Origin of the sequence: Streptomyces sp. NPDC046821, assembly GCF_040645335.1 — a bacterium.
Taxonomy (GTDB): domain Bacteria; phylum Actinomycetota; class Actinomycetes; order Streptomycetales; family Streptomycetaceae; genus Streptomyces.
Map to the genome: position 1 here is coordinate 391,569 of NZ_JBEYYB010000009.1, position 22,615 is coordinate 414,183.

General features: G+C 71.4%; 21 protein-coding genes and 1 riboswitch. Of the genes, 15 read left to right on the plus strand and 6 right to left on the minus strand.

Annotation, left to right across the window (positions count from 1 at the left end):
* The first annotated feature begins 80 nt into the window (after positions 1-80).
* A complete protein-coding gene (trpD, locus tag ABZ893_RS20885) occupies positions 81-1,145 on the plus strand; it encodes an anthranilate phosphoribosyltransferase (protein ID WP_361405662.1) in 1,065 nt (354 codons plus the stop codon).
* Between the two features lie 96 nt (positions 1,146-1,241).
* Positions 1,242-1,359: riboswitch (SAM riboswitch) on the plus strand.
* A 166-nt stretch (positions 1,360-1,525) separates the two neighbouring features.
* Complete coding sequence (locus ABZ893_RS20890; protein ID WP_361405665.1) at positions 1,526-2,887, plus strand: aminotransferase class V-fold PLP-dependent enzyme; 1,362 nt, start codon at positions 1,526-1,528, stop codon at positions 2,885-2,887.
* A 70-nt stretch (positions 2,888-2,957) separates the two neighbouring features.
* On the opposite strand, the gene ABZ893_RS20895 is transcribed toward ABZ893_RS20890, so the two are convergent.
* Positions 2,958-3,239: an Lrp/AsnC ligand binding domain-containing protein gene (locus ABZ893_RS20895; protein ID WP_361405668.1), complete on the minus strand. Its 282-nt coding sequence runs from the start codon at positions 3,237-3,239 to the stop codon at positions 2,958-2,960.
* Complete coding sequence (locus ABZ893_RS20900; protein ID WP_361405671.1) at positions 3,236-3,982, minus strand: rhomboid family intramembrane serine protease; 747 nt, start codon at positions 3,980-3,982, stop codon at positions 3,236-3,238. Before ABZ893_RS20900 ends, ABZ893_RS20895 begins: the two co-directional genes overlap by 4 nt.
* Before the next feature lie 155 nt (positions 3,983-4,137).
* Between ABZ893_RS20900 and ABZ893_RS20905 the strand changes: the two genes are divergently transcribed.
* From ABZ893_RS20905 to ABZ893_RS20925, 5 genes are all read left to right on the plus strand, one after another.
* Complete coding sequence (locus tag ABZ893_RS20905) at positions 4,138-4,377, plus strand: hypothetical protein (RefSeq protein ID WP_361405674.1); 240 nt, start codon at positions 4,138-4,140, stop codon at positions 4,375-4,377.
* Positions 4,378-4,419: 42 nt separating this feature from the next.
* Entirely contained in the window at positions 4,420-5,769 is a 1,350-nt protein-coding gene (locus ABZ893_RS20910) for an NYN domain-containing protein (protein WP_361405677.1), read from the plus strand.
* A gap of 341 nt (positions 5,770-6,110) precedes the next feature.
* The gene (locus ABZ893_RS20915) at positions 6,111-7,142 is read left to right on the plus strand and encodes an NlpC/P60 family protein (protein WP_361405679.1); all 1,032 of its coding nucleotides are present in this window, start codon (positions 6,111-6,113) and stop codon (positions 7,140-7,142) included.
* A gap of 219 nt (positions 7,143-7,361) precedes the next feature.
* Entirely contained in the window at positions 7,362-8,411 is a 1,050-nt protein-coding gene (locus tag ABZ893_RS20920) for an NlpC/P60 family protein (protein ID WP_361405682.1), read from the plus strand.
* A 68-nt stretch (positions 8,412-8,479) separates the two neighbouring features.
* Positions 8,480-9,691: a hypothetical protein gene (locus ABZ893_RS20925; protein WP_361405685.1), complete on the plus strand. Its 1,212-nt coding sequence runs from the start codon at positions 8,480-8,482 to the stop codon at positions 9,689-9,691.
* 58 nt (positions 9,692-9,749) lie between these two features.
* Here the strand turns inward: ABZ893_RS20925 and ABZ893_RS20930 are convergent, their stop codons facing one another.
* A complete protein-coding gene (locus ABZ893_RS20930) occupies positions 9,750-10,988 on the minus strand; it encodes a glycosyltransferase 87 family protein (protein ID WP_361405688.1) in 1,239 nt (412 codons plus the stop codon).
* Positions 10,989-11,066: 78 nt separating this feature from the next.
* Here ABZ893_RS20930 and ABZ893_RS20935 point away from each other — a divergent pair, with 78 nt between their 5' ends.
* The gene (locus ABZ893_RS20935) at positions 11,067-12,209 is read left to right on the plus strand and encodes a glycosyltransferase family 4 protein (protein WP_361405690.1); all 1,143 of its coding nucleotides are present in this window, start codon (positions 11,067-11,069) and stop codon (positions 12,207-12,209) included.
* Positions 12,210-12,492: 283 nt separating this feature from the next.
* On the opposite strand, the gene ABZ893_RS20940 is transcribed toward ABZ893_RS20935, so the two are convergent.
* Positions 12,493-14,289: an AMP-dependent synthetase/ligase gene (locus ABZ893_RS20940; protein WP_361405693.1), complete on the minus strand. Its 1,797-nt coding sequence runs from the start codon at positions 14,287-14,289 to the stop codon at positions 12,493-12,495.
* A gap of 308 nt (positions 14,290-14,597) precedes the next feature.
* Between ABZ893_RS20940 and ABZ893_RS20945 the strand changes: the two genes are divergently transcribed.
* The 6 genes from ABZ893_RS20945 to ABZ893_RS20970 all read left to right on the plus strand — a co-directional run bounded on the left by ABZ893_RS20945 (position 14,598) and on the right by ABZ893_RS20970 (position 20,023).
* Positions 14,598-15,359: a metallophosphoesterase gene (locus ABZ893_RS20945; protein ID WP_361405696.1), complete on the plus strand. Its 762-nt coding sequence runs from the start codon at positions 14,598-14,600 to the stop codon at positions 15,357-15,359.
* A gap of 80 nt (positions 15,360-15,439) precedes the next feature.
* A complete protein-coding gene (locus tag ABZ893_RS20950; protein ID WP_361405699.1) occupies positions 15,440-15,874 on the plus strand; it encodes an SRPBCC family protein in 435 nt (144 codons plus the stop codon).
* Between the two features lie 522 nt (positions 15,875-16,396).
* A complete protein-coding gene (locus ABZ893_RS20955; protein ID WP_361405702.1) occupies positions 16,397-17,563 on the plus strand; it encodes an ArsA-related P-loop ATPase in 1,167 nt (388 codons plus the stop codon).
* Between the two features lie 110 nt (positions 17,564-17,673).
* On the plus strand, positions 17,674-18,177 hold the full coding sequence (locus ABZ893_RS20960) for a DUF5304 domain-containing protein (RefSeq protein WP_361405705.1): 504 nt from the start codon (positions 17,674-17,676) through the stop codon (positions 18,175-18,177).
* A 55-nt stretch (positions 18,178-18,232) separates the two neighbouring features.
* Positions 18,233-19,186, plus strand: coding sequence for an ROK family glucokinase (locus tag ABZ893_RS20965; protein ID WP_361405708.1), 954 nt, complete (start codon positions 18,233-18,235; stop codon positions 19,184-19,186).
* Positions 19,187-19,264: 78 nt separating this feature from the next.
* On the plus strand, positions 19,265-20,023 hold the full coding sequence (locus tag ABZ893_RS20970) for an endonuclease/exonuclease/phosphatase family protein (RefSeq protein ID WP_361405711.1): 759 nt from the start codon (positions 19,265-19,267) through the stop codon (positions 20,021-20,023).
* A gap of 175 nt (positions 20,024-20,198) precedes the next feature.
* Here ABZ893_RS20970 and ABZ893_RS20975 read toward each other — a convergent pair whose 3' ends face one another.
* Positions 20,199-20,831 (minus strand): hypothetical protein, encoded by a 633-nt coding sequence (locus tag ABZ893_RS20975; protein WP_361405714.1) that lies wholly within the window; start codon positions 20,829-20,831, stop codon positions 20,199-20,201.
* Positions 20,824-21,603 carry an alpha/beta fold hydrolase gene (locus ABZ893_RS20980; protein ID WP_361405717.1) on the minus strand — a complete coding sequence of 260 codons (780 nt, stop codon included), beginning with the start codon at positions 21,601-21,603 and terminating at the stop codon, positions 20,824-20,826. The genes ABZ893_RS20975 and ABZ893_RS20980 overlap by 8 nt, the downstream gene beginning before the upstream one ends.
* Positions 21,604-21,815: 212 nt before the next feature.
* Between ABZ893_RS20980 and ABZ893_RS20985 the strand changes: the two genes are divergently transcribed.
* A complete protein-coding gene (locus ABZ893_RS20985; RefSeq protein ID WP_361405816.1) occupies positions 21,816-22,580 on the plus strand; it encodes a lysophospholipid acyltransferase family protein in 765 nt (254 codons plus the stop codon).
* Positions 22,581-22,615 lie beyond the last annotated feature (35 nt).

Consider the following 22,615-nt stretch of genomic DNA (forward strand, 5'->3'; position numbering starts at 1 on the left):
GCAATGGACGGGGCTCTTTGCCGTACCCGGGGCTGGATAGGGTGGAGGGGTTCCCTCATACACAAAAACCAGGAGCGGCAATGAGTGCTGTGACCCCCGCAGGAGGCAATACCGCGGCGGGCCGTTCCTGGCCCGTGGTACTGAACGGCCTGCTCGAAGGGCGTGACCAGAGCGCCGACGACACCGCCTGGGCGATGGACCGCATCATGCGCGGCGAGGCGACCGACGCGCAGATCGCCGCGTTCGTGGTCGCGCTGCGCGCCAAGGGCGAGACCGTCGACGAGATCACCGGTCTCGTACGCGCCATGTACCAGCACGCCAATGTGATCGAGGTGCCGGGCGAGACCGTCGACATCGTCGGCACCGGCGGCGACGGCGCCAAGACCGTCAACATCTCCACCATGTCGGCCATCGTGGTCGCGGGCGCCGGGGCCAAGGTCGTCAAGCACGGCAACCGCGCCGCGTCCTCCGCGTCCGGCTCCTCGGACGTACTGGAGAAGCTGGGCGTCAATCTCGACCTCACGCCGCAGCGGGTGCCCCAGGTCGCCGAGGAAGCCGGGATCACCTTCTGCTTCGCCGTGAAGTTCCACCCGGCGCTGCGGCACGCCGGCGCCGCGCGCGGCCAGATCGGCATCCGTACGGTCTTCAATCTGCTCGGCCCGCTCACCAACCCGGCCCGGGTGCGCGCGCAGGCCGTCGGTGTCGCCGACGCCCGCATGGCGCCCGTCGTGGCCGGCGTCTTCGCCGAGCGCGGCAACTCCTCCCTGGTGTTCCGCGGCGACGACGGCCTCGACGAGCTGACCGTCACCGGGACCTCGCGGGTCTGGGTCGTGCGGGACGGCGAAGTGCGCGAAGAGGTCTTCGACCCGCGTGACGTCGGCATCGAGCCCGTGCCGATCGAGGCGCTCCGCGGCGCCGACGCCTCCTACAACGCCGAGGTCGCCCACCGTCTGCTCGACGGGGAGCGCGGCCCGGTGCGCGACGCCGTGCTGCTCAACTCGGCGGCGGCGCTGGTCGCCGTACGGCCGGGCAGCGGCACGCTCGCCGAGCAGCTGCGGGCCGGGATGGACCGGGCCGCCGAGTCGATCGACTCCGGGGCGGCGAAGGCCGCCCTGGAGCGCTGGGTGATCGCCAGCAACCGCTGAAACGTGTGTACGCGCGGGGCGCGGGCCGGGCTGTGTGTCTCACAGCGTGGACCGCGCCCTTGCCGTATCTGAGACGTATGGCAAGATGCTTTTCACGGTCATGAGTGACAGCGATCGAGGCCCCAGCCCGCTGTCCGGCAACCCTCCGTCCGTGGCGGGGTGCCCTGGGTGAAGACCAGGCAGTGCACAGCAAGGTGTACTGCAAGCGCGGACCCCTGCATACCCTGGGGTCCTGGTCCTCAAGGGAGCAGTCTCGTGAGCAAGCGAATGCGATAGGGCGTTCTGGCCCCGCCTCCGCACACCCCCTTTTTCTTTTCAACCGTGTCGTCGAGCTGTCCGCTCCGCACGGTGAATTCGCTTACCTCTCACGGGAGTTCGCCATGTCTGTCTCCACCGCTGCCCTCGACGCGTCGCTTTGTACCCCCCTGCCGGTTCTGGGCCGGGATGTCACCGTTCCGCTCGTCACCGGTGGCGAAGTCACCTACGCCGCCCTCGACTACGCGGCCAGCGCCCCCGCCCTCCAGCGCGTCTGGGACGACGTCGCCGCCTACGCGCCGTACTACGGCAGCGTCCACCGCGGGGCCGGCTACCTCTCGCAGCTGTCGACCGACCTCTTCGAGAACTCCCGTGTGACCGTCGCCGAGTTCCTCGGCTGCCGCGAGGACGACCAGGTGATCTTCACCCGGTCCACCACCGACTCGCTCAACCTGCTCGCCGCCGTACTCCCGGCCGACTGCCAGGTCTTCGTCTTCGAGACCGAGCACCACGCCTCGCTGCTGCCCTGGCGCGACGCCCGCGTGACCTACCTGAACGCCCCGCGCACCCCCGACGAGGCCGTCCAGACCCTGGAGCGCGCCCTCGCCGACCGCGACCCCTACGGGCCCGCCCTGGTGTGTGTCACCGGCGCCTCGAACGTCACCGGCGAGCTGTGGCCCGTCCGTGAGCTCGCCGCCGCGGCCCACGCGCACGGCGCCCGCATCGTCCTCGACGCCGCGCAGCTCGCCCCGCACCACCCCGTCGACGTCCAGGACCTCGACGTCGACTGGATCGCCTTCTCCGGCCACAAGCTGTACGCGCCCTTCGGCTCCGGCGTCCTCGCCGGCCGCGCCGACTGGTTCCAGAGTGCCGAGCCCTACCTCGCGGGCGGCGGCGCCTCCCGCAAGGTCGCCCGGCGCGCGGACGGCGGCGTGGACGTCGAGTGGCACGACACCGCGGCCCGCCACGAGGCCGGTTCGCCGAACGTCATCGGCGTCTACTCCATCGCCTCCGCCTGCAAGGCGCTCACCGAAGCGGGCTTCGACTCGCTCGTCGCCCGTGAGCAGCACCTGATCCGCAAGGTCCGTGAGGGTCTCGCGGCCGTGCCCGAGGTCAAGGTGCTCTCGCTGTTCGGTGACGACGCCCCGCGCGTGGGTGTCATCTCCTTCGTCGTCGAGGGCTGGAACAGCTCCCACTTCGCCGCCGCGCTCTCCGCCGAGTACGGCATCGGCGTGCGCGACGGTCTCTTCTGCGCCCACCCGCTCGTCCGTACGCTCCTCGGCAGCGACCCGCAGACGCAGGGCGAGTGCGGGGCGCCGGAGGCGGCGCCGGGGGAGAAGTCGCTGAACGCGATCCGGGTCAGCTTCGGTGCGGGTACGCCGGACGAGCACGTGGAGCGTTTCGTGCGCGCCGTGACCGAGCTGGTCCGCGACGGTGCGCGGTGGAACTACCGCACGGAGGACGGGCGTTGCGTCCCGGCGGTGTGATCCGTCCCCTGCATCAGACATGACGAAGGCCGCCCCTCGGGGCGGCCTTCGGTCGTCAAAACGGGCGTCGTCAGGAGTCCAGCCCGATCGCGAACGCCGCCTCCAGGTCGTGCTGGGAGTACGTGCGGAACGCGACGTGCGTGTCCGTGGCCTCCACGCCCGCGATCTTGCTGATCTTCCCGGGGATGACGTCCGCCAGGTCGTCGTGGCGCGCGACGCGCACCATGGCGATCAGGTCGTACGTACCGGTCACGGAGAAGACCTCGCTGACGCTGTCCAGGGCGGCGATCGACTCGGCGATCTCGGGGATCCGGTCCACGCTGGTCTTGATGAGCACGATCGCGGTGATCACGGCTGGCTGTCTCCCTCGGTGGCCGTGGCTGGGGCTTCCTTCACTTTAGCCCGCCCCCTGTAGCGCGCCCACGCGTACAGGAACCCGACGGAGAACCCCACCAGGTGCGCCAGATACGCCACCCCCGGCCCCTGGCTGCCCTGCCGTGCCGCCGCCCACTGGAGCGACACCCAGAACGGCAGCACCACCCAGGCCGGGAACCGCAGCGGCAGGAAGAAGAGGAACGGGAACAGGCTCGTCACCCGGGCCTTGGGGAAGAGGTAGAGGAACGCCCCGAGCACCGCGGAGATAGCCCCCGAGGCGCCCACCAGCGTCTGCTCCGACCCGGCGTGTGCGACGGCGTAACCGAACAGCGCCACGGCGCCCGCGAACACGTAGAACACCGCGAACCGGACGTGACCCATCCGTTCTTCGACCATCGCGCCGAAGACGTACAGGAACAGCATGTTGCCCAGCAGGTGGAGCCAGCTGCCGTGGACGAACAGGGCCGTCACCGTGGTGAGGGCGGCGCGCGGGGAGCCGGTGAGGAGCTGGGCCGGGATCACGCCCCAGCGCTCGAAGTAGTCGCTCTGCGCGGCGAGCAGCCGGTCGCCCGTGCCGTAGGCGGGGTTGAGCCCGGATCCGGGGGAGAGCGCGAACGCCGCGCAGCACAGCGCGATCAGTCCGTACGTCACCGCTGCCGGCTGGCTCCTGACGGCCGACCTGACCGTCCTGCTCAGCGCCGTACCCCAATTGTCGATCATGTGACAGATCATGGCGTACCGGTGCGTAACGGGACAGACGGCCTGCCGGTGTTCCCCTCTGTGGACGCCCGAGCGGGCGGTCCCCGGCAGGCCGTAGGGTTACGGGCACCACGCACCACGGAAACGTACGACCCTGAAAGAAGGCGACAGTCCCGATGACGGTTCCCCTGCCGACCGCCGAGACCCGTTGGCGCTGCACTCTGTGCGGCAACCTCACGCGCTTCGACGTGACCCGCTCGTCGAAGGTCGTCGAATACGTCCACCTGGACCTCGCCGGTGAGCCGAAGGTCGAGGAGCGCGAGGTGGTCAGTGAGACCATCGAGTCGGTGCGCTGCCGCTGGTGCAACGCGGTGGACCAGGTCGAGCTCGTGGACAGGCCGGGTATCGGCTCCTGACGGGAGCCGGACCCCCAGCAATTACGGACATTGGGGTGACGGATGGTGGAGGGCGCGAGCGGGGAGGCCGGGGACGGCGCCGCTGAGGTGCTCGACCGGCCGTTGCCCGAAGGCGTGCGGCGCCGGGTCGTGCAGATCGTCTCGGACGGCTTCGGCGGGCTCACGGTCGCCGAACTGCCGCCCCAGCTGAGGCAGTACGCGCGCTTCACCCCGACGCGGCGCGCCAAGTTCGCCGGCAACGCGATGGCCGCCGCCCTCGAAGGCGACACCCTGTTCCGCCAGCGCATCGGCGAACGTCTCAGAGAGGCCCAGCCGGAGCTGGCCGACGCCCTGGACTCCGGGACGCCGCCGCCGGCCGCCGATCCGCTCGACGTGGCCGCCGCGGCCTATGTGCTGCGGCCCGCGGGCTGGGTGAAGCTCGTGGCGGCCGCCGGCGAGGAGGCTGTGCGGGCCGACGCCGAGCGCGCCGACGAGGAGGCGCGGGCCGAGCTGGACCGGCTGCGCGCCGAGGTCGAGGCCGCCCATGATCAGACCAGGGCCGAGACGGAACGGCTGCGCGCGGAGCTGGAGTCGGCGAAGAAGGAGGCCGAGTCCCTCCACCGCAAGCTGCGCAGCGCGCTCAGCGACGTCAAGCGCGGCGAGGCCGCCCTGCGCAAGGCACGCGGCGAGACCGAGGCCGTACGGGCCGAGGGGCAGACGCAGTTGTCCGCCGCCGACAGTGAGGCGCGGCGGCTCAAGGCCCGGCTCGGCGAGACCGAGGCCGCCCTTGAAGCCTCCCGCAAGGCGGCCCGCGAGGGGCGCAGCGTCGAGGACATGCGCGTACGGCTGCTGCTCGACACCGTGCTCGACGCCGCCCAGGGGCTGCGCCGTGAACTGGCGCTGCCGCCCGTGTCCGTGCGGCCCGCCGAGACCGTGGACGCGGTCGAGCCGGGGCGGATGTCGCCCAAGGACATCGCGGCCCGCGCCCTGTCCGAGCACGACCCCGCGATCCTGGACCAGCTCCTCGCCCTGCCGCAGGCCCATCTCGTGGTCGACGGCTACAACGTCACCAAGACCGGCTATCCGACGATGCCGCTGGAGAAGCAGCGGCTGCGGCTGCTCGGCTCGCTCTCCCAGCTCGCCGCGCAGACCGGCGCCGAGGTCACCTGTGTCTTCGACGGGGCCGAACTCGCGGCGCCCGTACTGCTCGCGCCGCCGCGTGGCGTGCGCGTGCTGTTCTCCAAGGCGGGCGTCACCGCCGACGAGCTGATCCGTCAGCTCGTACGCGCCGAGCCGCCCGGCCGGCCCGTCGTGGTCGTCTCCACGGACCGCGAGGTGGCCGACGGGGTCGCCAAGGCGGGCGCGCGCCCGGTCGCCTCCGTGATGCTCCTGAAGCGGCTCTCGCACGGCTGACGTCACGCGGCTCGCGGGCAGCTGACCGTCGGCCGCGTCGAGGGTCCCAAAGGCAACGTAGGCAACGTATGTCCCATGCGTAACCTCTGGCATTGATGCCCGAATTGGCGGATCGTTTACGCAACGTAGTGTCAATCGAGCATTACCGCACGTGAGTTGAGTGCAAAGAATGCGCTCGGTGACCGACTTTTTTCCCGTCAGGATTTGAACTGATCACAAGAAGGTCACTAAGGTCTGGCCTCGAACCTCCGCTCGGGTGATCACTCATCGGGAGTGACGGCAGAGGGTCACCGCCCACCGGCGTGTCGGTAGGCGGCTGGAGGAAGAAGGAGCTCGCCCCCGTGGCGTCCCACCGTCGACCGAAGCAGCCGAGCCGCACCCGCGTGACCGTGCTCACCGCAACCGCAGCGGCAGCCGTCGCCCTCACCTCTCAGGCCGCGCACGCAGCGCCGAAGCCGAGCAAGGACGAGGTCAAGGCCAAGGTGGACAAGCTCTACGAGGACGCGGGCCTGGCGACCGACCGTCTGAACGGTGCCAAGGAGAAGCAGAAGAAGCTCGAGAAGGAGATCGGCGACCTCCAGGACAAGGTCGCCCGCGGCCAGGAGGAGCTCAACACCCTCCGCTCCGGTCTCGGTTCGATGGCCAGCGCGCAGTACCGCTCCGGCGGCATCGACCCCTCCGTCCAGCTCTTCCTCTCCGCCGACCCGGACAACTTCCTGGACAAGGCCTCCACCCTTGACCAGCTCAGCGCCCAGCAGGTCGAGGCGCTGAAGAAGATCCAGGAGAAGCAGCGCGCGCTGGCGCAGGAGCGCCAGGAAGCCGCCGACAAGCTCAAGGACCTCGCCGACACCCGTACGGAACTCGGCAAGAAGAAGCAGCAGGTCCAGAGCAAGCTCAACGCCGCGCAGAAGCTCCTCAACAGCCTGACCGCCGCCGAGCGCCAGAAGATGGCCCAGGAGGAGCAGCGCGCCAGCCGCTCCGCCAGCGAGCGCGTCAACCTCGGCCACGAGGCCGCGGCCTCCCAGTTCGGTGCCGCCGCCCTGAGCGCGGCCACCACCCAGATCGGCAAGCCGTACGTCTCCGGCGGCACCGGCCCCAACTCCTTCGACTGCTCCGGGCTCACCCAGTGGTCGTACGCGCAGGCCGGTGTGGGCATAACCCGGACCACGTACACGCAGCAGAACGACGGCCCGAAGATCGGCATGAGCCAGCTCAAGCCCGGTGACCTGGTCTTCTTCAACAACCTCGCGCACGTGGGCCTGTACGCCGGCAACGGCCAGGTGCTGCACGCCCCGCACCCTGGCGCCGTCGTGCGCTACGAGTCGATGAGCACCGTCGGTTCGTTCATGTTCGGTGTCCGCATCGGAGGTTGACCCCGGCGCGCGGAAAACGCGCCCGTTCGGGCGAATTCCGATCATCGTCCGATGACCCCACGCCCCGCCCATGACCTGCGTCAGAGGCGGGGCGTCACGTTTCCCCGCCGCTGAACGGTCGTTGGCCACGCCCACCCCTCGCGGCTACTGTCGCCCCGCATTCCCCCGACCGGCGTCCCGGCCGGGGGTCGTTCGTCAGCGGAAGGGGAGCGGCTACCCGTGGGATCTCATCGCCGTCCCGCACGATCCGGCCTCGACCGGAGCGCGCTCGGCACCACCGGCCCCGTTCTTACGGTTCTGTCGGCCATGGCGGCCACCGCCGTCACCGGACTCGCCGCCGCCCCCGCGGGCGCCGCGCCCCAGGACCGTCCGTCCGGCACCAGGGCCGAGGTCGACCGCCTCTTCGCGCAGGCGGAGAAAGCCACCGAGGCGTTCAACAAGGCCGGTGAGCACGCCGGCAAGCTCCGCGACGAGCTGGCGAATCTGCAGGACAGCGTCGCCCGGGGGCAGGACCGCATCAACACCATGCGCGGCGCCCTCGGTTCGCTCGCCGGGGCCCAGTACCGCGCGGGCGGCATCGACCCGTCCCTCGCCCTGCTCCTGTCCTCGCACCCCGACAACTACCTCGACAAGGCGTCCGTCCTCGACCGCCTCACCTCCCGCCAGGCCGGCGAACTCACCGCCCTGGAGAAGGCGCAGCGCGACCTGTCCCAGGAACGCGCCGAGGCCACCCGCAAGCTGATCGACCTGGAGAAGACCCGCAAGGACGTCGCCCGGCACAAGCGGACCGTCGAGGACAAGCTCGGCAAGGCCCGCCGCCTGCTCGACGGAATGCCCGCGGGGCAGCGCGAGGCCTACGACCGGGCCTCGCGAGGCGCCGAGCGCGACGGCATCCCCGACCTGACGGGCGCGATCGCCCCCTCCGGGCGGGCCGCCGCCGCGGTGGCCGCCGCCATGTCGGCGCTCGGCAAGCCGTACGTGTGGGGCGCCAACGGGCCCTCCGGCTTCGACTGTTCGGGCCTCATGCAGTGGTCGTACGCGCACGCGGGCGTGGGGCTGCCGCGTACCTCGCAGGAGCAGCGGTACGCGGGTCGGCAGATCCCGCTCTCCGAGGCGCAGCCCGGCGACCTCGTCGCCTACCGCTCGGACGCCAGCCACATCGGCATGTACGTGGGCAACGGCCAGGTCATCCACGCTCCCTACCCGGGCGCGGCGGTGCGCTACGACCCGGTGGGCATGATGCCGGTCTCGTCCGTGACGCGGGTCTGAGCGGATACGGCGGGAGCGGTCTTCGTACGACGCGCGGGGGTCCGGAGGGGCACCGTACGATCGGGAAGATGGCTGGTCGAAGGCGTGGTGCGGGTGGGGCGGGGTTCCGTCTTGCCGTGACGGCGGTGCTCGCTGGAATGGTCGGGCTCGTGGGCTGTGGCGGCGCCGTACAGGTACAGGACACCGCGCGGGCCGACGTGCAGGAGACCCTCGACCGCAGGGCCAATGCCGTCCTCGCCGGGGACACCGCCGCGTACCGGGACACCGGCAGTGCGGACGCCTCGACCCCGGGCAACCTCGCGGACGTACCGCTGGCCTCCTGGACGTACACGCTCGCCCGCTTCGAGCGCGAGGGCACCCACGCCACGGCCGACGCCGAACTGCAGTACCGGATCAGCGGCTACGACAGTGCCCCCGTCGTCACCGACCGCATCCTCACGCTCGAACTGCGGGGCCCGCGCTGGTACGTCACCGCCGACCGGCCCGCCCCGAACACGGGCGAGCAGCTCTGGGAACAGGGCAAGGTCGTCGTCGAGCGGGGCACGCACAGCCTGGTGCTCGGCGTGGGCCGGCCGCGCGGCGCGCTGCGGGACTACGCGGACCTCGCCGACCAGGCCGTGCCCGCCGTGAGTTCCGCCTGGGGCTCGGGATGGGCCCGGCGGGTCGTCGTCCTCGTCCCGAAGTCCCTGGGCGACATGGGCGCGCTGCTCGGGGCGCCGGCCGCCGGGTACCAGGGGATCGCCGCCGTGACGACGGGCGAGGCGGGCGCCGTGGGCAAGGCGCCGGCCGACCGGATCATCGTGAACCCGGACGCGTTCGGCGCGCTCGGCTCCTTCGGCAGACAGGTCGTCCTCACCCACGAGACGACCCACGTCGCCACCCGCTCCGAGACCTCACAGTCGACCCCGCTGTGGCTGTCCGAGGGGTACGCGGACTGGGTCGGCTACCGCGACACCGGCCGCTCCGCCGCGCAGGCCGCGCCGGAACTGGAGCGTTCGGTCCGGCTCGGGCAACTGCCGGCCGCCCTCCCCACCGACGCGGACTTCGGCTTCTCCGGCGACCCGGGCCGGCTGGCGCAGGCGTACGAGGGCGGGTGGCTGGCCTGCCGGATGATCGCCGACCGCTGGGGCGAGGCCAAGCTCAACGCGTTCTACCGGGCCGTGGGCGCGCACCAGCAACGGGCGGGTGCCGTCGAGTCGGCCCTGGGGAGCGTGCTCGGCACGACGGAGGAAAAGTTCACGGCGGACTGGCGGGCGTACCTGCGGGCTCAGCTCGGCTGACCGCCGCCCGCGTTCAGGACGAGATCAGCGACGGGGTGCGGGGCGTCGTTGCGTACCGTCACGACGGGATCAGCGAAGGCGTGCGCGGCGTCGGGAAGGACTCCGCGAGTTCGGGGCGGCGGGGCTCCGTGACGGTTTGCCGCCACAGTCGGCGTCCGGCGCTGAGCGTGGCCGTGACCAGGAGGCCGTTGCGTACGAGGAGCATGGTGAGGCCCAGGCCGTCGCTGGCCACGATGTGGGTGAAGCCGAGCGGGAACTCCAGGAATGTCACCAGGGACGCCGCCAGGACCAGGACGGCGGGCAGCGTCATCCGGCTGCCCGCGAACACCGTCGACACGGCCGCCAGGCCGATCAGCCACAGGAGGTACTGCGGGCTGATCACCCGGCTCGTCACCGTGAACAGCAGCACCGCGACGAACGCCGCGTCCGCGAGCGTGCCCGGCACCCAGGCCCGCGCCCGCACCCGCCACAGCACGAGCCAGCCGAACGCGACCACCGTCAGCCCCTGCGCCGCCACGCTCACGACGTGCACGTACGGGCCCAGGAACTCCATCGAGCCGTAGTGCAGTGCCACGGAACCGGACCAGCCGAACTGCCGCGCCACGTGGAACACCAGCGCGCCGAGCGACTCGACCTCCGTACCCCGGGCGCGCTGGAACGTCAGGAAGGCGAACGCACCCGGCATCGCCACCGCGAACCCGGCGGCCACCGCGCCGGCCGCGAGCGCCGCCGCGACCCAGGACGCCCGCGTCGCGCGCCCCCGGCGCGTGCCGAGCAGCAGCAGCGCGGGCCACACCTTCACCAGCGCGCCGAGCCCCGCGAGCGCCCCCATGACGCGCGGATGCCGGATCCCCGCGAGCAGCGCGGCCACCGCGACCGCCGTGACCATGACGTCGTACCGCGCGTACGCCGTCGGACCGAGCAGCGGGACGCCCGCCACCCACACCCACGCCCCGCGCCACGTCTTGCCGGGCCGCCCGCCCGCGTACGCGAGCAGCCCGAAGGTCAGCGTGTCCGCGAGCAGGGCGAGCACGAAGAACGCGGTCGCGTACGGGAGGGAGGGCAGGAGCGCGGGCGAGAGGATCGCGCCCGCGGCGGCCGGCGGGTACTGCCAGGTGACGTCGTGCAGCGGGAACGTGCCCGTGCGCAGCACCTCGTACCAGCCGTGGTAGATGACCGAGACGTCGCTCGTCACGTCGGGACCCGGGACTCTGATCACCTTCAGGACGCTCAGCAGGAGCAGTGACCGGGTCGCCGCCCACATCAGCACGGCACCCGCCGGGATTCTCGCCATCATTCGCGCCATGATGCCGGGCGGAGGGGTGCGGGGGCCGTGCGGCACGCCCCACCGGCGCGTTCGGTACTGTCGGCGGCGATGCACAAGACCCTGATCGTGACCAACGACTTCCCGCCCAGGCCCGGCGGCATCCAGGCGTTCCTGCACAACATGGCGCTCCGTCTGGACCCCGAGCAGCTCGTCGTCTACGCCTCCACGTGGAAGCGCACCCGCGAGGGCGTCGAGGCGACCGCGGCCTTCGACGCCGAGCAGCCCTTCACCGTGGTCCGCGACCGCACGACGATGCTGCTGCCCACGCCCCGGGTCACCCGGCGCGCGACGGCTCTGCTCCGGGAACACGGCTGTACGTCGGTGTGGTTCGGCGCCGCCGCGCCGCTCGGCCTGATGGCGCCCGCGCTGCGCAAGGCGGGGGCGACGCGGATCGTCGCCACGACGCACGGGCATGAGGCCGGGTGGGCCCAACTGCCCGCCGCCCGCACGTTGTTGAAGCGCATCGGTGAGTCCACGGACACGATCACGTATCTCGGTGAGTACACCCGGTCCCGGATCGCCGGCGCGCTCACGCCTGCGGCGGCGGGGCGCATGGTGCAGTTGCCGCCGGGCGTCGACGAGAAGACGTTTCACCCCGGGTCCGGGGGCGAAGTCGTGCGGGAGCGGCTCGGTCTGAGTGACCGGCCCGTCGTCGTGTGCGTCTCGCGGCTTGTGCCGCGCAAGGGGCAGGACACGCTGATTCTGGCGATGCCGCGGATTCTGGCGGCGGTTCCGGATGCGGTGCTGCTGGTGGTGGGCGGTGGCCCTTATGAGGGTGAGCTGCGGCAGCTCGCCGAGAAGACGGGGGTTGCCGGGTCGGTGCGCTTCACGGGCGCCGTGCCGTGGTCCGAACTGCCCGCGCATTACGGGGCGGGGGATGTGTTCGCGATGCCGTGCCGGACGCGGCGGGGCGGGCTCGATGTCGAGGGCCTCGGGATCGTCTATCTGGAGGCTTCGGCGACGGGGCTTCCGGTGGTGGCGGGGGACTCGGGTGGGGCGCCGGATGCGGTGCTTGAGGGGGAGACGGGGTGGGTTGTTGCGGGCGGCGACGCGGCTGGCTCTGCCGAGCGGATCGTGACGCTCCTGGGTGACGCGGAGTTGCGGCGGCGGATGGGGGAGCGGGGGCGGGAGTGGGTTGAGGAGAAGTGGCGGTGGGATTCGCTGGCTGAGCGGCTTCGGGGGTTGCTGTAGGGGGATCTCCTCTTCCCCAAACCCGCCCCTTCCCGAAGCTGGGGCTCCGCCCCAGACCCCGCTCCTCAAACGCCGGAGGGGCTGGAAGAAGCGGCCGGACGCGCTGAAAACGCAACGCCGGACGGGCTGGAAAAGCGGCCGGACGCGCTGGAAACCCAACGCCGGACGGGCTCGAAAAGCCCTGGACCGGCTGGAAACCAAACACCGGACGGGCTGGATTTCCAGCCCGTCCGGCGTTTGAGGACAAGGGACGCGGGGGCGCGGGGGCGGAGCCCCCGCAAGGTCAGCCCCGATAAATCGCCTCGATCTCGTCCGCGTAATCCTTGGCAACAACATTCCGCTTCAGCTTCAGCGAAGGCGTCAGGTGACCCGACTCCTCCGTGAACTGGGTCGGCAGGATGCGGAACTTACGGACCGACTCCGCCTTGGAGACCGCCGCGTTGCCGTCGTCGATGGCCGACTGGATCGCCGCCTGGAGATCCGCGTCGTCCCGCAGGGACACCGCCGTCGAGCCGGCAGGCTTCCCGTGCTCCGCCGCCCAGCGGCCCAGGAACTCCTCGTCGACCGTGACGAGCGCGCCCACGAACGGGCGGCCGTCGCCGACGACCATGCACTCGGCGACCAGCGCGTGAGCGCGGATGCGGTCCTCGATGACCGCCGGGGCGACGTTCTTGCCGCCCGCCGTCACGATGATCTCCTTCTTGCGGCCGGTGATCCGCAGATACCCGTCCTCGTCGAGCGTGCCGATGTCACCCGTGTGGAACCAGCCGTCCGCCAGCGCCTCGCGCGTCGCGGCCTCGTTGTTCCAGTACCCCGTGAACAGGTGCTCGCCGTGCAGCAGCACCTCGCCGTCGTCGGCGATCCGGACGACCGAGCCCGGCAGCGGCTGGCCGACCGTACCGATCTTCTGGCGGTCCCACGGGTTGAAGGCGGTGGCCGCGCAGGACTCGGTCAGGCCGTAGCCCTCCAGGACCGTGAAGCCGATGCCGCGGAAGAAGTGGCCGAGGCGCTCGCCGAGCGGGGCGCCGCCGGAGATCGCGTACTCGCCACGACCGCCGAGGACGGCGCGCAGCTTGCTGTAGACGAGCTTGTCGAACGTCTTGTACTTCAGCTTCAGGGCCAGCGACGGGCCCTTGGGGGTGTCGAGCGCGCGGCTGTACTCGATCGCCGTGTCCGCCGCCTTGTCGAAGATCTTGCCCTTGCCGTCGGCCTGCGCCTTGGCACGCGCAGAGTTGTAGACCTTCTCGAAGACGCGCGGCACACCGAGGATCAACGTCGGCCGGAACGCGGCGAGTTCGTCGGTGAGTTCCTTGATGTCGGGTGCGTGGCCCAGCTTGATCGGGGCCATCAGCGAGGCCACCTCGACCAGCCGGCCGAAGACGTGCGCCACCGGCAGGAACAGCAGCACCGAACAGTCGCCCGTGCGGAAGAGCGGCTTGAGGCGCTCGACCACGTTCCCGCACTCGGCGAAGAAGCTGCGGTGCGTGAGGACGCAGCCCTTGGGGCGGCCCGTGGTGCCGGAGGTGTAGACGATCGTCGCCGGGTCGTCGGCCTTCGCGACGGCGCTGCGCTCGTCGACCGTCTCGTCGGAGAGACCGGCGCCCGCGCGGCCCAGCTCCTCGACGCCACCGCCGTCGATCCGCCAGACGTTCGCGAGTCCGGGGAGGCGGTCGCGTACGGACTCGACGGTGGCCGCGTGCGCGTCGGACTCGACGACGCAGGCGACGGCACCGGAGTCACCGAGGATCCACTGGATCTGCTCCGCGGAGCTGGTCTCGTACACCGGCACGGTGATCGCGCCGGCGCTCCAGATCGCGAAGTCCAGCAGCGTCCACTCGTAACGCGTACGGGACATCAGGCCGACCCGGTCGCCGGGCTGTACGCCGGAGGCGATCAGACCCTTGGCGGCGGCGCGCACCTCGGCCAGGAACGTGGTCGCGGTGACGTCCTGCCAGGTGCCGTTCACCTTGCGGGCGATGACGGCGACATCGGGGTGCTGCGCGGCGTTTCTGCGGACGATGTCGGTCAGGTTGCCGTCCGCGGGGACCTCGTACAGGGCCGGAAGGCTGAACTCGCGCAAGACTGCTGCTCCTCATAGGGCACCGGCGCCACGGCACGGTGTGGTGCGACGGTGCGGTCCAAGATCGGGCAAGTGCTCAGCGGCTGAAGCGGTGTTGTTTCAGTGGTCGGAATACTGAGCACGACTGGACTGCCCGGACGTTACCCACCGGTACTGCTTTTCCGGTAGGGGGGCCAGGCCAGATGTTCGCTGCGTCACACGCCGTGGATCTGCTCAGAAGAGCCTAGTCCACCCGAACGGCGAAGAGGAAGTAACCGCAGGTCCGGCGCCCTCTACCCACGAATCCCACACAGTTCTAGGGTGATCACATGCGCGTACATGTAGTCAGCGATGTGCACGGAAACTCCACAGACCTCGCGAGGGCGGGGGACGGGGCGGACGCCCTCGTCTGCCTCGGTGACCTGGTGCTCTTCCTCGACTACGCCGATCACTCGCGGGGCATCTTCCCCGACCTGTTCGGCGTGGAGAACGCGCACCGCATCGTCGAGCTGCGCACCGAGCGCCGCTTCGAGGAGGCACGCGAGTTCGGCGCGGGCCTGTGGGACGGGCTCGACCGCGGACCCGCGATCGAGAAAGCCGTACGCAAGCAGTACGCCGAGCTGTTCGCCGCGTTCCCGACACCGACGTACGCCACATACGGCAACGTCGACATTCCGCACCTCTGGCACGAGTACGCCGAATCCGGCACGACCGTCCTCGACGGCGAGCGCGTCGAGATCGGCGGCCTCGTCTTCGGCTTCGTCGGCGGCGGACTGCGCACCGCGATGCGCACGCCGTACGAGATCAGCGACGAGGAGTACGCCGCCAAGATCGAGGCCGTCGGCGAGGTCGACGTGCTGTGCACCCACATCCCGCCGGACGTTCCCGAACTCGTCTACGACACGGTGGCGCGCCGCTTCGAACGGGGCAGCCGCGCGCTCCTCGCCGCGATCCGGCGCACCCGGCCCCGGTACTCCCTTTTCGGTCATGTTCACCAGCCGCTCGCCCGGCGTATGCGGATCGGGGCGACGGAGTGCGTCAACGTCGGTCACTTCGCGGGGTCCGGCAGGCCCTGGGCGCTGGAGTGGTGACAGGAGAGACACCTGTGCGCGGTAGCCTTCACGCGATACACACCACCGCTCAACGGACCGCATCTGGAGGAGCCACCGCGATGGCGGAACACACCAGCTCGAGCATCACGATCGAGGCGGCACCGGCCGACGTCATGCGGGTGATCGCGGACTTCGCCCGCTACCCGGACTGGACGGGAGAGGTGAAGGAGGCCCACGTCCTGGAGACGGACGACCAGGGCCGCGCCGAGAAGGTGCGCCTCGTCATGGACGCCGGAGCGATCAAGGACGACCAGACCCTGGCCTACACCTGGGCCGGCGAGAACGAGGTCTCCTGGACCCTCGTCAAGTCCCAGATGCTGCGCTCCCTCGACGGCACCTACCTCCTGAAGCCGTCCGGCACGGGCACGGAGGTCACCTACCGCCTCTCCGTCGACGTCAAGATCCCCATGCTCGGCATGATCAAGCGCAAGGCGGAGAAGGTCATCATCGACCGCGCCCTGGACGGCCTGAAGAAGCGCGTCGAGACGAAGTGAAGCAGGGCGGGGGTTCCGGGGGCGGAGCCGCGTCCGAGGTTCGGGGTCGGGGCTGCGTCTGAGGCTTGGGGGCCGCGTCAGGGGCTGATTCCTGGGTCCGAGTCCGGCGCCCCGGCCGGCCACTCGGGCTCGCGTCCGGTGGTTGTCCCCGATCTGCCTCCGCCCGGCGCCCGGCCTCGGTTCGGGTCCGCTTTCCGGCGGCGGACTCACGTGCGGTGGCGGATTCCCGGCTCGGGCCTGCTCTCGGCCGTGACCACAACCCCGGCCCGGAGGCGGATCTCCGTTCGACGGCCGGGCATTGCCTCGGGCTCGCGTCTGTCGCCCTGTTCGCGGCTTGAAATCGGGCCCGCGTCCGGCTCTCGCTCAGCCCTCGTCCAGATCCCCGGCCCCGCTCGGGGCCCGCTCGGACCCCGTTCCGGCCGCCGTTCCCCGGCTCGATCTCGCGCTCGGCAGCCGCGCTTCGCCGGTCCCGACCCATCGCCCCGTCCAGCCCCGCCGTCGCCCCCGGTAGCCTCAATCTCCATGCGTACCGTCCTTGTCACCGGTCCTGGCGGTTCTGGCCGGACTGCCGTCGCTGCGGCCACCGCTCTCGTCGCCGCTCGGCGGGGAGTTCGTGCCCTGGTGCTCTCGGCTGATCCCACCGACAGTCTCGGGGCCGCCCTCGGTACGTCCACGGGTGCGGTGCCCACGACCGTCGAGCCCGGGCTCACCGCGATACGTCTCGACCCGGCCAACCGGCTCCGCGCGGATCTCGTCGACCTTCAGGAGCGGGCCGCGTCCGCCCTGGACATGCTGGGCGCCACCCGGCTCGACGCGGAAGAGCTGACTCCGCTGCCCGGCAGCCATGAACTCGCCCTGCTCCGCGCCCTGCGCGACAGTTCCCACGGCCCGTACGACCTCGTCGTCGTCGATCTTCCGCCGGCGCCGCAGGCCCTCGCGCTGCTCGCCCTGCCGGAACAGCTGCGCCGCTATCTGCGCCGCCTCCTGCCCCCCGAACGGCAGGCCGCCCGCGCCCTGCGCCCCCTGCTCGGCCGCCTCGCCGGCGTCCCCATGCCCGCCGAGGGGCTGTACGAGACCGCGGCCCGCTGGGACGACGAACTCGCCGCCGTCCAGGCCGTCATCGAGGACGAGCACACGACCGTACGCCTCGTCGCCGAACCCACCCAGGCCGCCGCCGACATCCTCACCGCCACCGGCACCGGCCTCGCCCTGCACGGCCTGCGCGCCGACGCGCTGCTCGCCTCCCGTGTCCTGCCCGACGGCTCCACCGACCCCTGGCTCACCGACGCCGCCGCCCGCCAGCGCAAGGTCGTCGCCGCCTGGCACGGCACGTACGACGTCCACGAACTCCCGCACCTCGGCCGGGACCCGCACGGCGCCGGCGACCTCCTGGCGCTCGGCACGCCCGCCGACGTAGACATGCCGCCCGCCGTCGACCGGCCCGTCGAGGACCGCATCGCGGAAGACGGCGTTCTGGTCTGGAAGCTGCCGCTGCCCGGCGCCGTCCGCGAGGACCTCGGACTCGTCCGGCGCGGCGACGAACTCGTCGTCACCGTCGGGCCGCTGCGCCGCATCGTCACCCTGCCGTCCGCCCTGCGCCGCTGCACCGTCGCCGGGGCCGGTATGCGCGACGGAGTGCTGAGCGTCAGGTTCCGGCCGGACCCCGGTCTGTGGCCGCGCGGAGAGTGAACGGGCCACCCCCGTTCGGGTAACGTCGAAGGTAAGCGCACCCGACCGGAGCACCCGGAGCACCCACCCCGGGCGCATCCCCCACACGCTCTCCGCAGGAGACAGCCGCCATGAGCGACGCCACCGAGCAGCCAACCCCCGAGGCCGACGCCGACGCCTGGGCGAAGGCGTGCGCCGAGGACCTCGCACAGGAGAAGGCCCGCCGCCGTGAGCGGTCCGGGCCCCCGCCCGGCTCGGCCGCCGAGGAGCTGCGCAAGCTCGTCGACGCCGTCGCCGACAAGCTCTCCGGCCTGCAGTCACCCCTGTTCGGCGCGGTCGCGCAAGGCACCGCCCAGCAGGTCGTCAGCCAGGTCGTGAAGCAGGCCAAGGCCGCCGTCGAGCCGGTCGTCGAACGCAACCCCGAGGTCTTCGACCACCTGGCCGCCGCCGGCAACGAACTCCTCGCCGCCTACCGCTCCGCGGTCGAGCGCCAGGAGCAGCGCTGGACCCAGCGCGCGCACGACGCCCAAAGCGGCGCCGACGCCCGCGACACGAAGCCCGCACAGGACGGCAGCGACCCCCGCGACGAGGGCCCCGACGACCCTTCAAAAGGTGAACACATCGACCTCGATTGAGGGACCTCAAGCGGTACGGTTTCCCTAGCGGGGCTCGACCGGATTTGAGGGATTCATGGGACTCACCATCGGCGTCGACATCGGCGGGACCAAGATCGCGGCCGGCGTGGTCGACGAGGACGGCAACATCCTCTCGATGCACAAGGTGCCGACCCCCGGCACGCCCGTGGGCATCGTGGACGCGATCGCCTCCGCCGTCGAGGGCGCCCGCGTGGGACACGAGATCGTCGGCGTGGGCATCGGCGCCGCCGGATACGTCAACCGCCAGCGCTCCACGGTGTACTTCGCGCCCAACATCGACTGGCGCCAGGAACCGCTGAAGGACGAGGTCGAGAAGCGCGTCGGCCTCCCGGTCGTCGTGGAGAACGACGCGAACGCGGCGGCCTGGGGCGAGTACAAGTTCGGCGCCGGCAAGGGCCACCGCAACGTCATCTGCATCACCCTCGGCACCGGCCTCGGCGGCGGCATCATCATCGGCAACAAGCTGCGCCGCGGGCACTTCGGCGTGGCCGCCGAGTTCGGCCACATCCGGATGGTGCCGGACGGCCTGTTGTGCGGCTGCGGCAGCCAGGGCTGCTGGGAGCAGTACGCCTCCGGCCGCGCCCTCGTCCGCTACGCCAGGCAGCGCGCCAACGCGGCCCCGGAGAACGCCGAGTTCCTGCTCTCGCTGGGCGACGGCACCCCCGACGGTATCGAGGGCAAGCATGTCTCCATGGCCGCCCGCCAGGGCGACCCCGTGGCCGTCGACTCGTACCGCGAGCTGGCCCGCTGGGCGGGTGCCGGACTCGCCGACCTGGCCTCGCTCTTCGACCCGTCCGCGTTCATCGTCGGCGGCGGCCTCTCGGACGAGGGCGAGCTCGTGCTCGACCCGATCCGCAAGTCCTACAAGCGCTGGCTCGTCGGCGGCAACTGGCGCCCCGTGGCCGACGTGATCGCCGCCCAGCTCGGCAACGAGGCGGGCCTCGTCGGCGCGGCGGACCTGGCCCGGGAGCCCGACCCGATCATGTGACGCACCGACTTCCACTGCGCCCCGGACGCCCGCCGTTTCCCCGGAGAATCGGCGGGCGTCCGGCGTATGTTGACCTTCATGGTCACCGGATCGCTCCCCAACTCCCGTACGGAACCCGACGGTTCGGCCGTCGTCCGGGTACTCAGCTACAACATCCGCTCGATGCGCGACGACACGGATGCGCTCGCGCGCGTCATCGCCGCGTGCGCCCCTGACCTGGTCCTCGTCCAGGAGGCGCCCCGCTTCTTCCGCTGGCGCAAGAAGCTCGCCAAGCTCGCGGCAGCCTCGGACCTGGTGATGCTCTCTGGCGGCGGTACGGCGGCCGGCCCCGCGCTGCTCTGCTCCCTGCGCGCCACCGTGGAACGGACCGAGGACGTCCTGCTGCCCCTGACCCCCGGCCAGCACCGGCGCGGCTTCTCGACCGCTGTCGTCCGCTTCGGCGGCGCGAGGGTCGGTGTGCTGAGCTGCCATCTGAGCCTGCAGAAGGACGAGCGGTACGCGCAGGGCGGAATGCTGCTCGACCGGCTGGACGCGCTCGGCGTCGAGCACGCGGTCGCGGGCGGCGACCTCAACGAACGCCCCGGCGGCCGCACGTTCCGCCGCCTCGCGGGCGCCCTCCAGGACGCGTGGGCGACGAAGCCGTGGGGCGGCGAGCACACGTCGACCCCGGCCGACCCGCACCAGCGCATCGACGCGATCCTGGCGACGCCGGGGGTCGAGGTACTGGGCTGCGGGGTTCCTGCGGAGCTGCCGGGTGTGTGCGGGGACGATCTGCGGGCGGCGACGGACCACCTACCGGTGCTGGCCGCGCTTCGCATTCCGGCGGGGCGGGGGTGACTTGGGCTTTGGCGGGCGGGGGCTGAATCTGCGCTTTGGCGGGCCGGGGCTGGCCTGTGCTCTGGTGGGCCGGAACCAGCCCGCACCCCGGACTCCCGGAACCGACCCGCACCCCGTCCGCCCGGGGCCGCCCCAAGCGACCCGGCGCCGACTCACGCCACCCGGGACGGACCCGTCAGACGACCGCCCCCCGCCCCGGATCATCGTCGTCCTCGTCGCCCTTCATGCGGGCCACCAGTGTGGCGAAGCCGCCGAGGAAGCCGCCGACGCACAGGGTCGTGAGCCACCACGTCATGTCCCAGCCGAGCAGGACAGAGAGCAGCAGCAGGACCGGGCCGCCGACCACGCCGAGCCAGGCGAACTTGGCGGTGACGTCGGCGTCCGGGAGCGGCGGGGGCTCCGGCGGGACGAAGTGGTCGTCGTCGTCCTCGTCGTCCTCGTCGGACGGCTCGGTCGGGGCGTAGTCGCGGGGACCGCCGACGCCCGGCGCGAAGGAGATGGACGAGCCCAGGGGCGACGCGGGCCGCTCGGGCTCCTCCGCGTCGTGCGTCTCCGTCTCCGGTTCCGGCAGGGCCAGGTCCTCGATGGTCCGGAACGGCTTCGCGCCCGGCGGGTCCGGCGGCTCCTCGCCGTATCCCGCGACGATCGCGGCCCAGGCCGCGTCCTCGTCGACGGCCGGACCGGCGTCCTCCGCCGCCGTGGACTCCGCGCCGGGCAGGGCCGTGTCCGGCGCGGCCGCCTCCGCGGCCGCGTCCTCCGGCTCGCGGCTCTCGTCGCTGCCGGACTCACGCCGGTCCTGCTCAGCCACCTGTGGCCGTCCCTTCCTTGCCGAGGCTGGGGGCGAGCCGGCCGATGAACGCGTAGCTCTCGTCGAAGATCCGGTCCGCGTCATGGTCCAACGTCGCCACGTGGTAGCTCTGTTCCAGCAGGATCTCCGTGACGTCCGTCGACGAGACCCGGCTGAGCACGCGCGCGGAGTCGGCGGGCGGCACCACATGGTCCTGCGTGCTGTGCAGGACCACCAACGGCTGTGTCACCTGCGGCAGTTCACCGTCGACCATGCGGAAGAAGTTCCGCAGGGAGTGCGCGGCGTGCAGCGGCACCCGGTCGTAACCTGTCTCCGCCACGTCCTCCTTGGCGATGTCGCTGGCGATGCCCTTCGTCGAGCGCACCAGGTGCCGGGCCACGGGCAGCGCGTGCGCGGCGAGGCCGTGCACCTTGTTCCCCGGGTTCACCAGGACGAGTCCCGCCACGTCGGTCCCGTGCTTCGCCGCGAGCCGCAGCGCCAGCGTGCCGCCCATCGACAGGCCCATGACGAAGACCTGCGAGCAGCGCTCCAGCAGATCGCGCAGGGCGCGGTCCACCTCCGCGTACCAGTCCTGCCAGCCCGTGACGTTCAGGTCCTCCCAGCGCGTGCCGTGGCCCGGGAGCAGGGGGAGCGAGACGGTCAGGCCGCGCTCCGCCAGGTATTCCGCCCAGGGGCGCATCGACTGCGGGGAACCGGTGAAACCGTGACAGAGGAGGACACCGATCTCGCCGCCTTCGTGGCGGTACGGCTCGGCTCCAGGCATGACCGGCACCTTCGGTCTCCTGTTCGTGAGAATTCGTGAGAATGGGGGGATTCAGGGAATTGCGAAGAGGAACTGCGACAGGAACTGCGAGAGGGAACTGCCCGGTACTGCCAGGCGTACTTCACCGTACGCGACCGCGCTGACACCGACCAGGGTCGTCGGGCTGGTGGGCGGTGGTGCGGGTTAAGGTCTGATCCAGGACTAAGGAAGGCAGTGGGTTGATCTACGGCGCAATGAAGGTGGCCATCGGCGGGCCGCTGAAGATCGGCTTCCGGCCCTGGGTGGAGGGCCTCGAGAACATTCCCGCAGCGGGCCCCGCCATCCTGGCCAGCAACCATCTGTCGTTCTCCGACTCGTTCTTCCTCCCGGCCGTGCTCGACCGGAAGGTCACCTTCATCGCGAAGGCCGAGTACTTCACGACGCCGGGTGTGAAGGGCAAGCTCACGGCCGCCTTCTTCAAGGGCGTCGGCCAGCTCCCGGTGGACCGCTCCGGTTCGCGCGGCGCGGGCGAGGCCGCCGTCAAGAGCGGCATCGAGGTCCTGGAGCGCGGCGAGCTCTTCGGCATCTACCCCGAAGGCACCCGCTCGCCCGACGGCCGCCTGTACCGCGGCAAGCCCGGCGGCCTCGCGCGCGTGGCGCTCGCCACCGGCGCCCCCGTCATCCCCGTCGCGATGATCGACACGGAGAAGATCCAGCCTCCCGGCAAGGTCGTCCCCAAGCTGATGCGCCCAGGCATCCGCATCGGCAAGCCCCTCGACTTCACCCGCTACCAGGGCATGGAGCACGACCGCTTCGTCCTGCGCGCGGTGACCGACGAGGTCATGTACGAGATCATGAAGCTCTCCGGCCAGGAGTACGTCGACATGTACGCGACCGCCGCCAAGCGGCAGATCGCGGACGCGGCGAAGGCCGAGGCCAAGGCGAAGGCGGAAGCCGCCAAGGGAAGCGCATCCGAGAAATCCGAGAAGGAACGGCCGGCCGGGTAGCCGCGTCGTTCATTTCTCGAAGCGGTGGTTGTTTT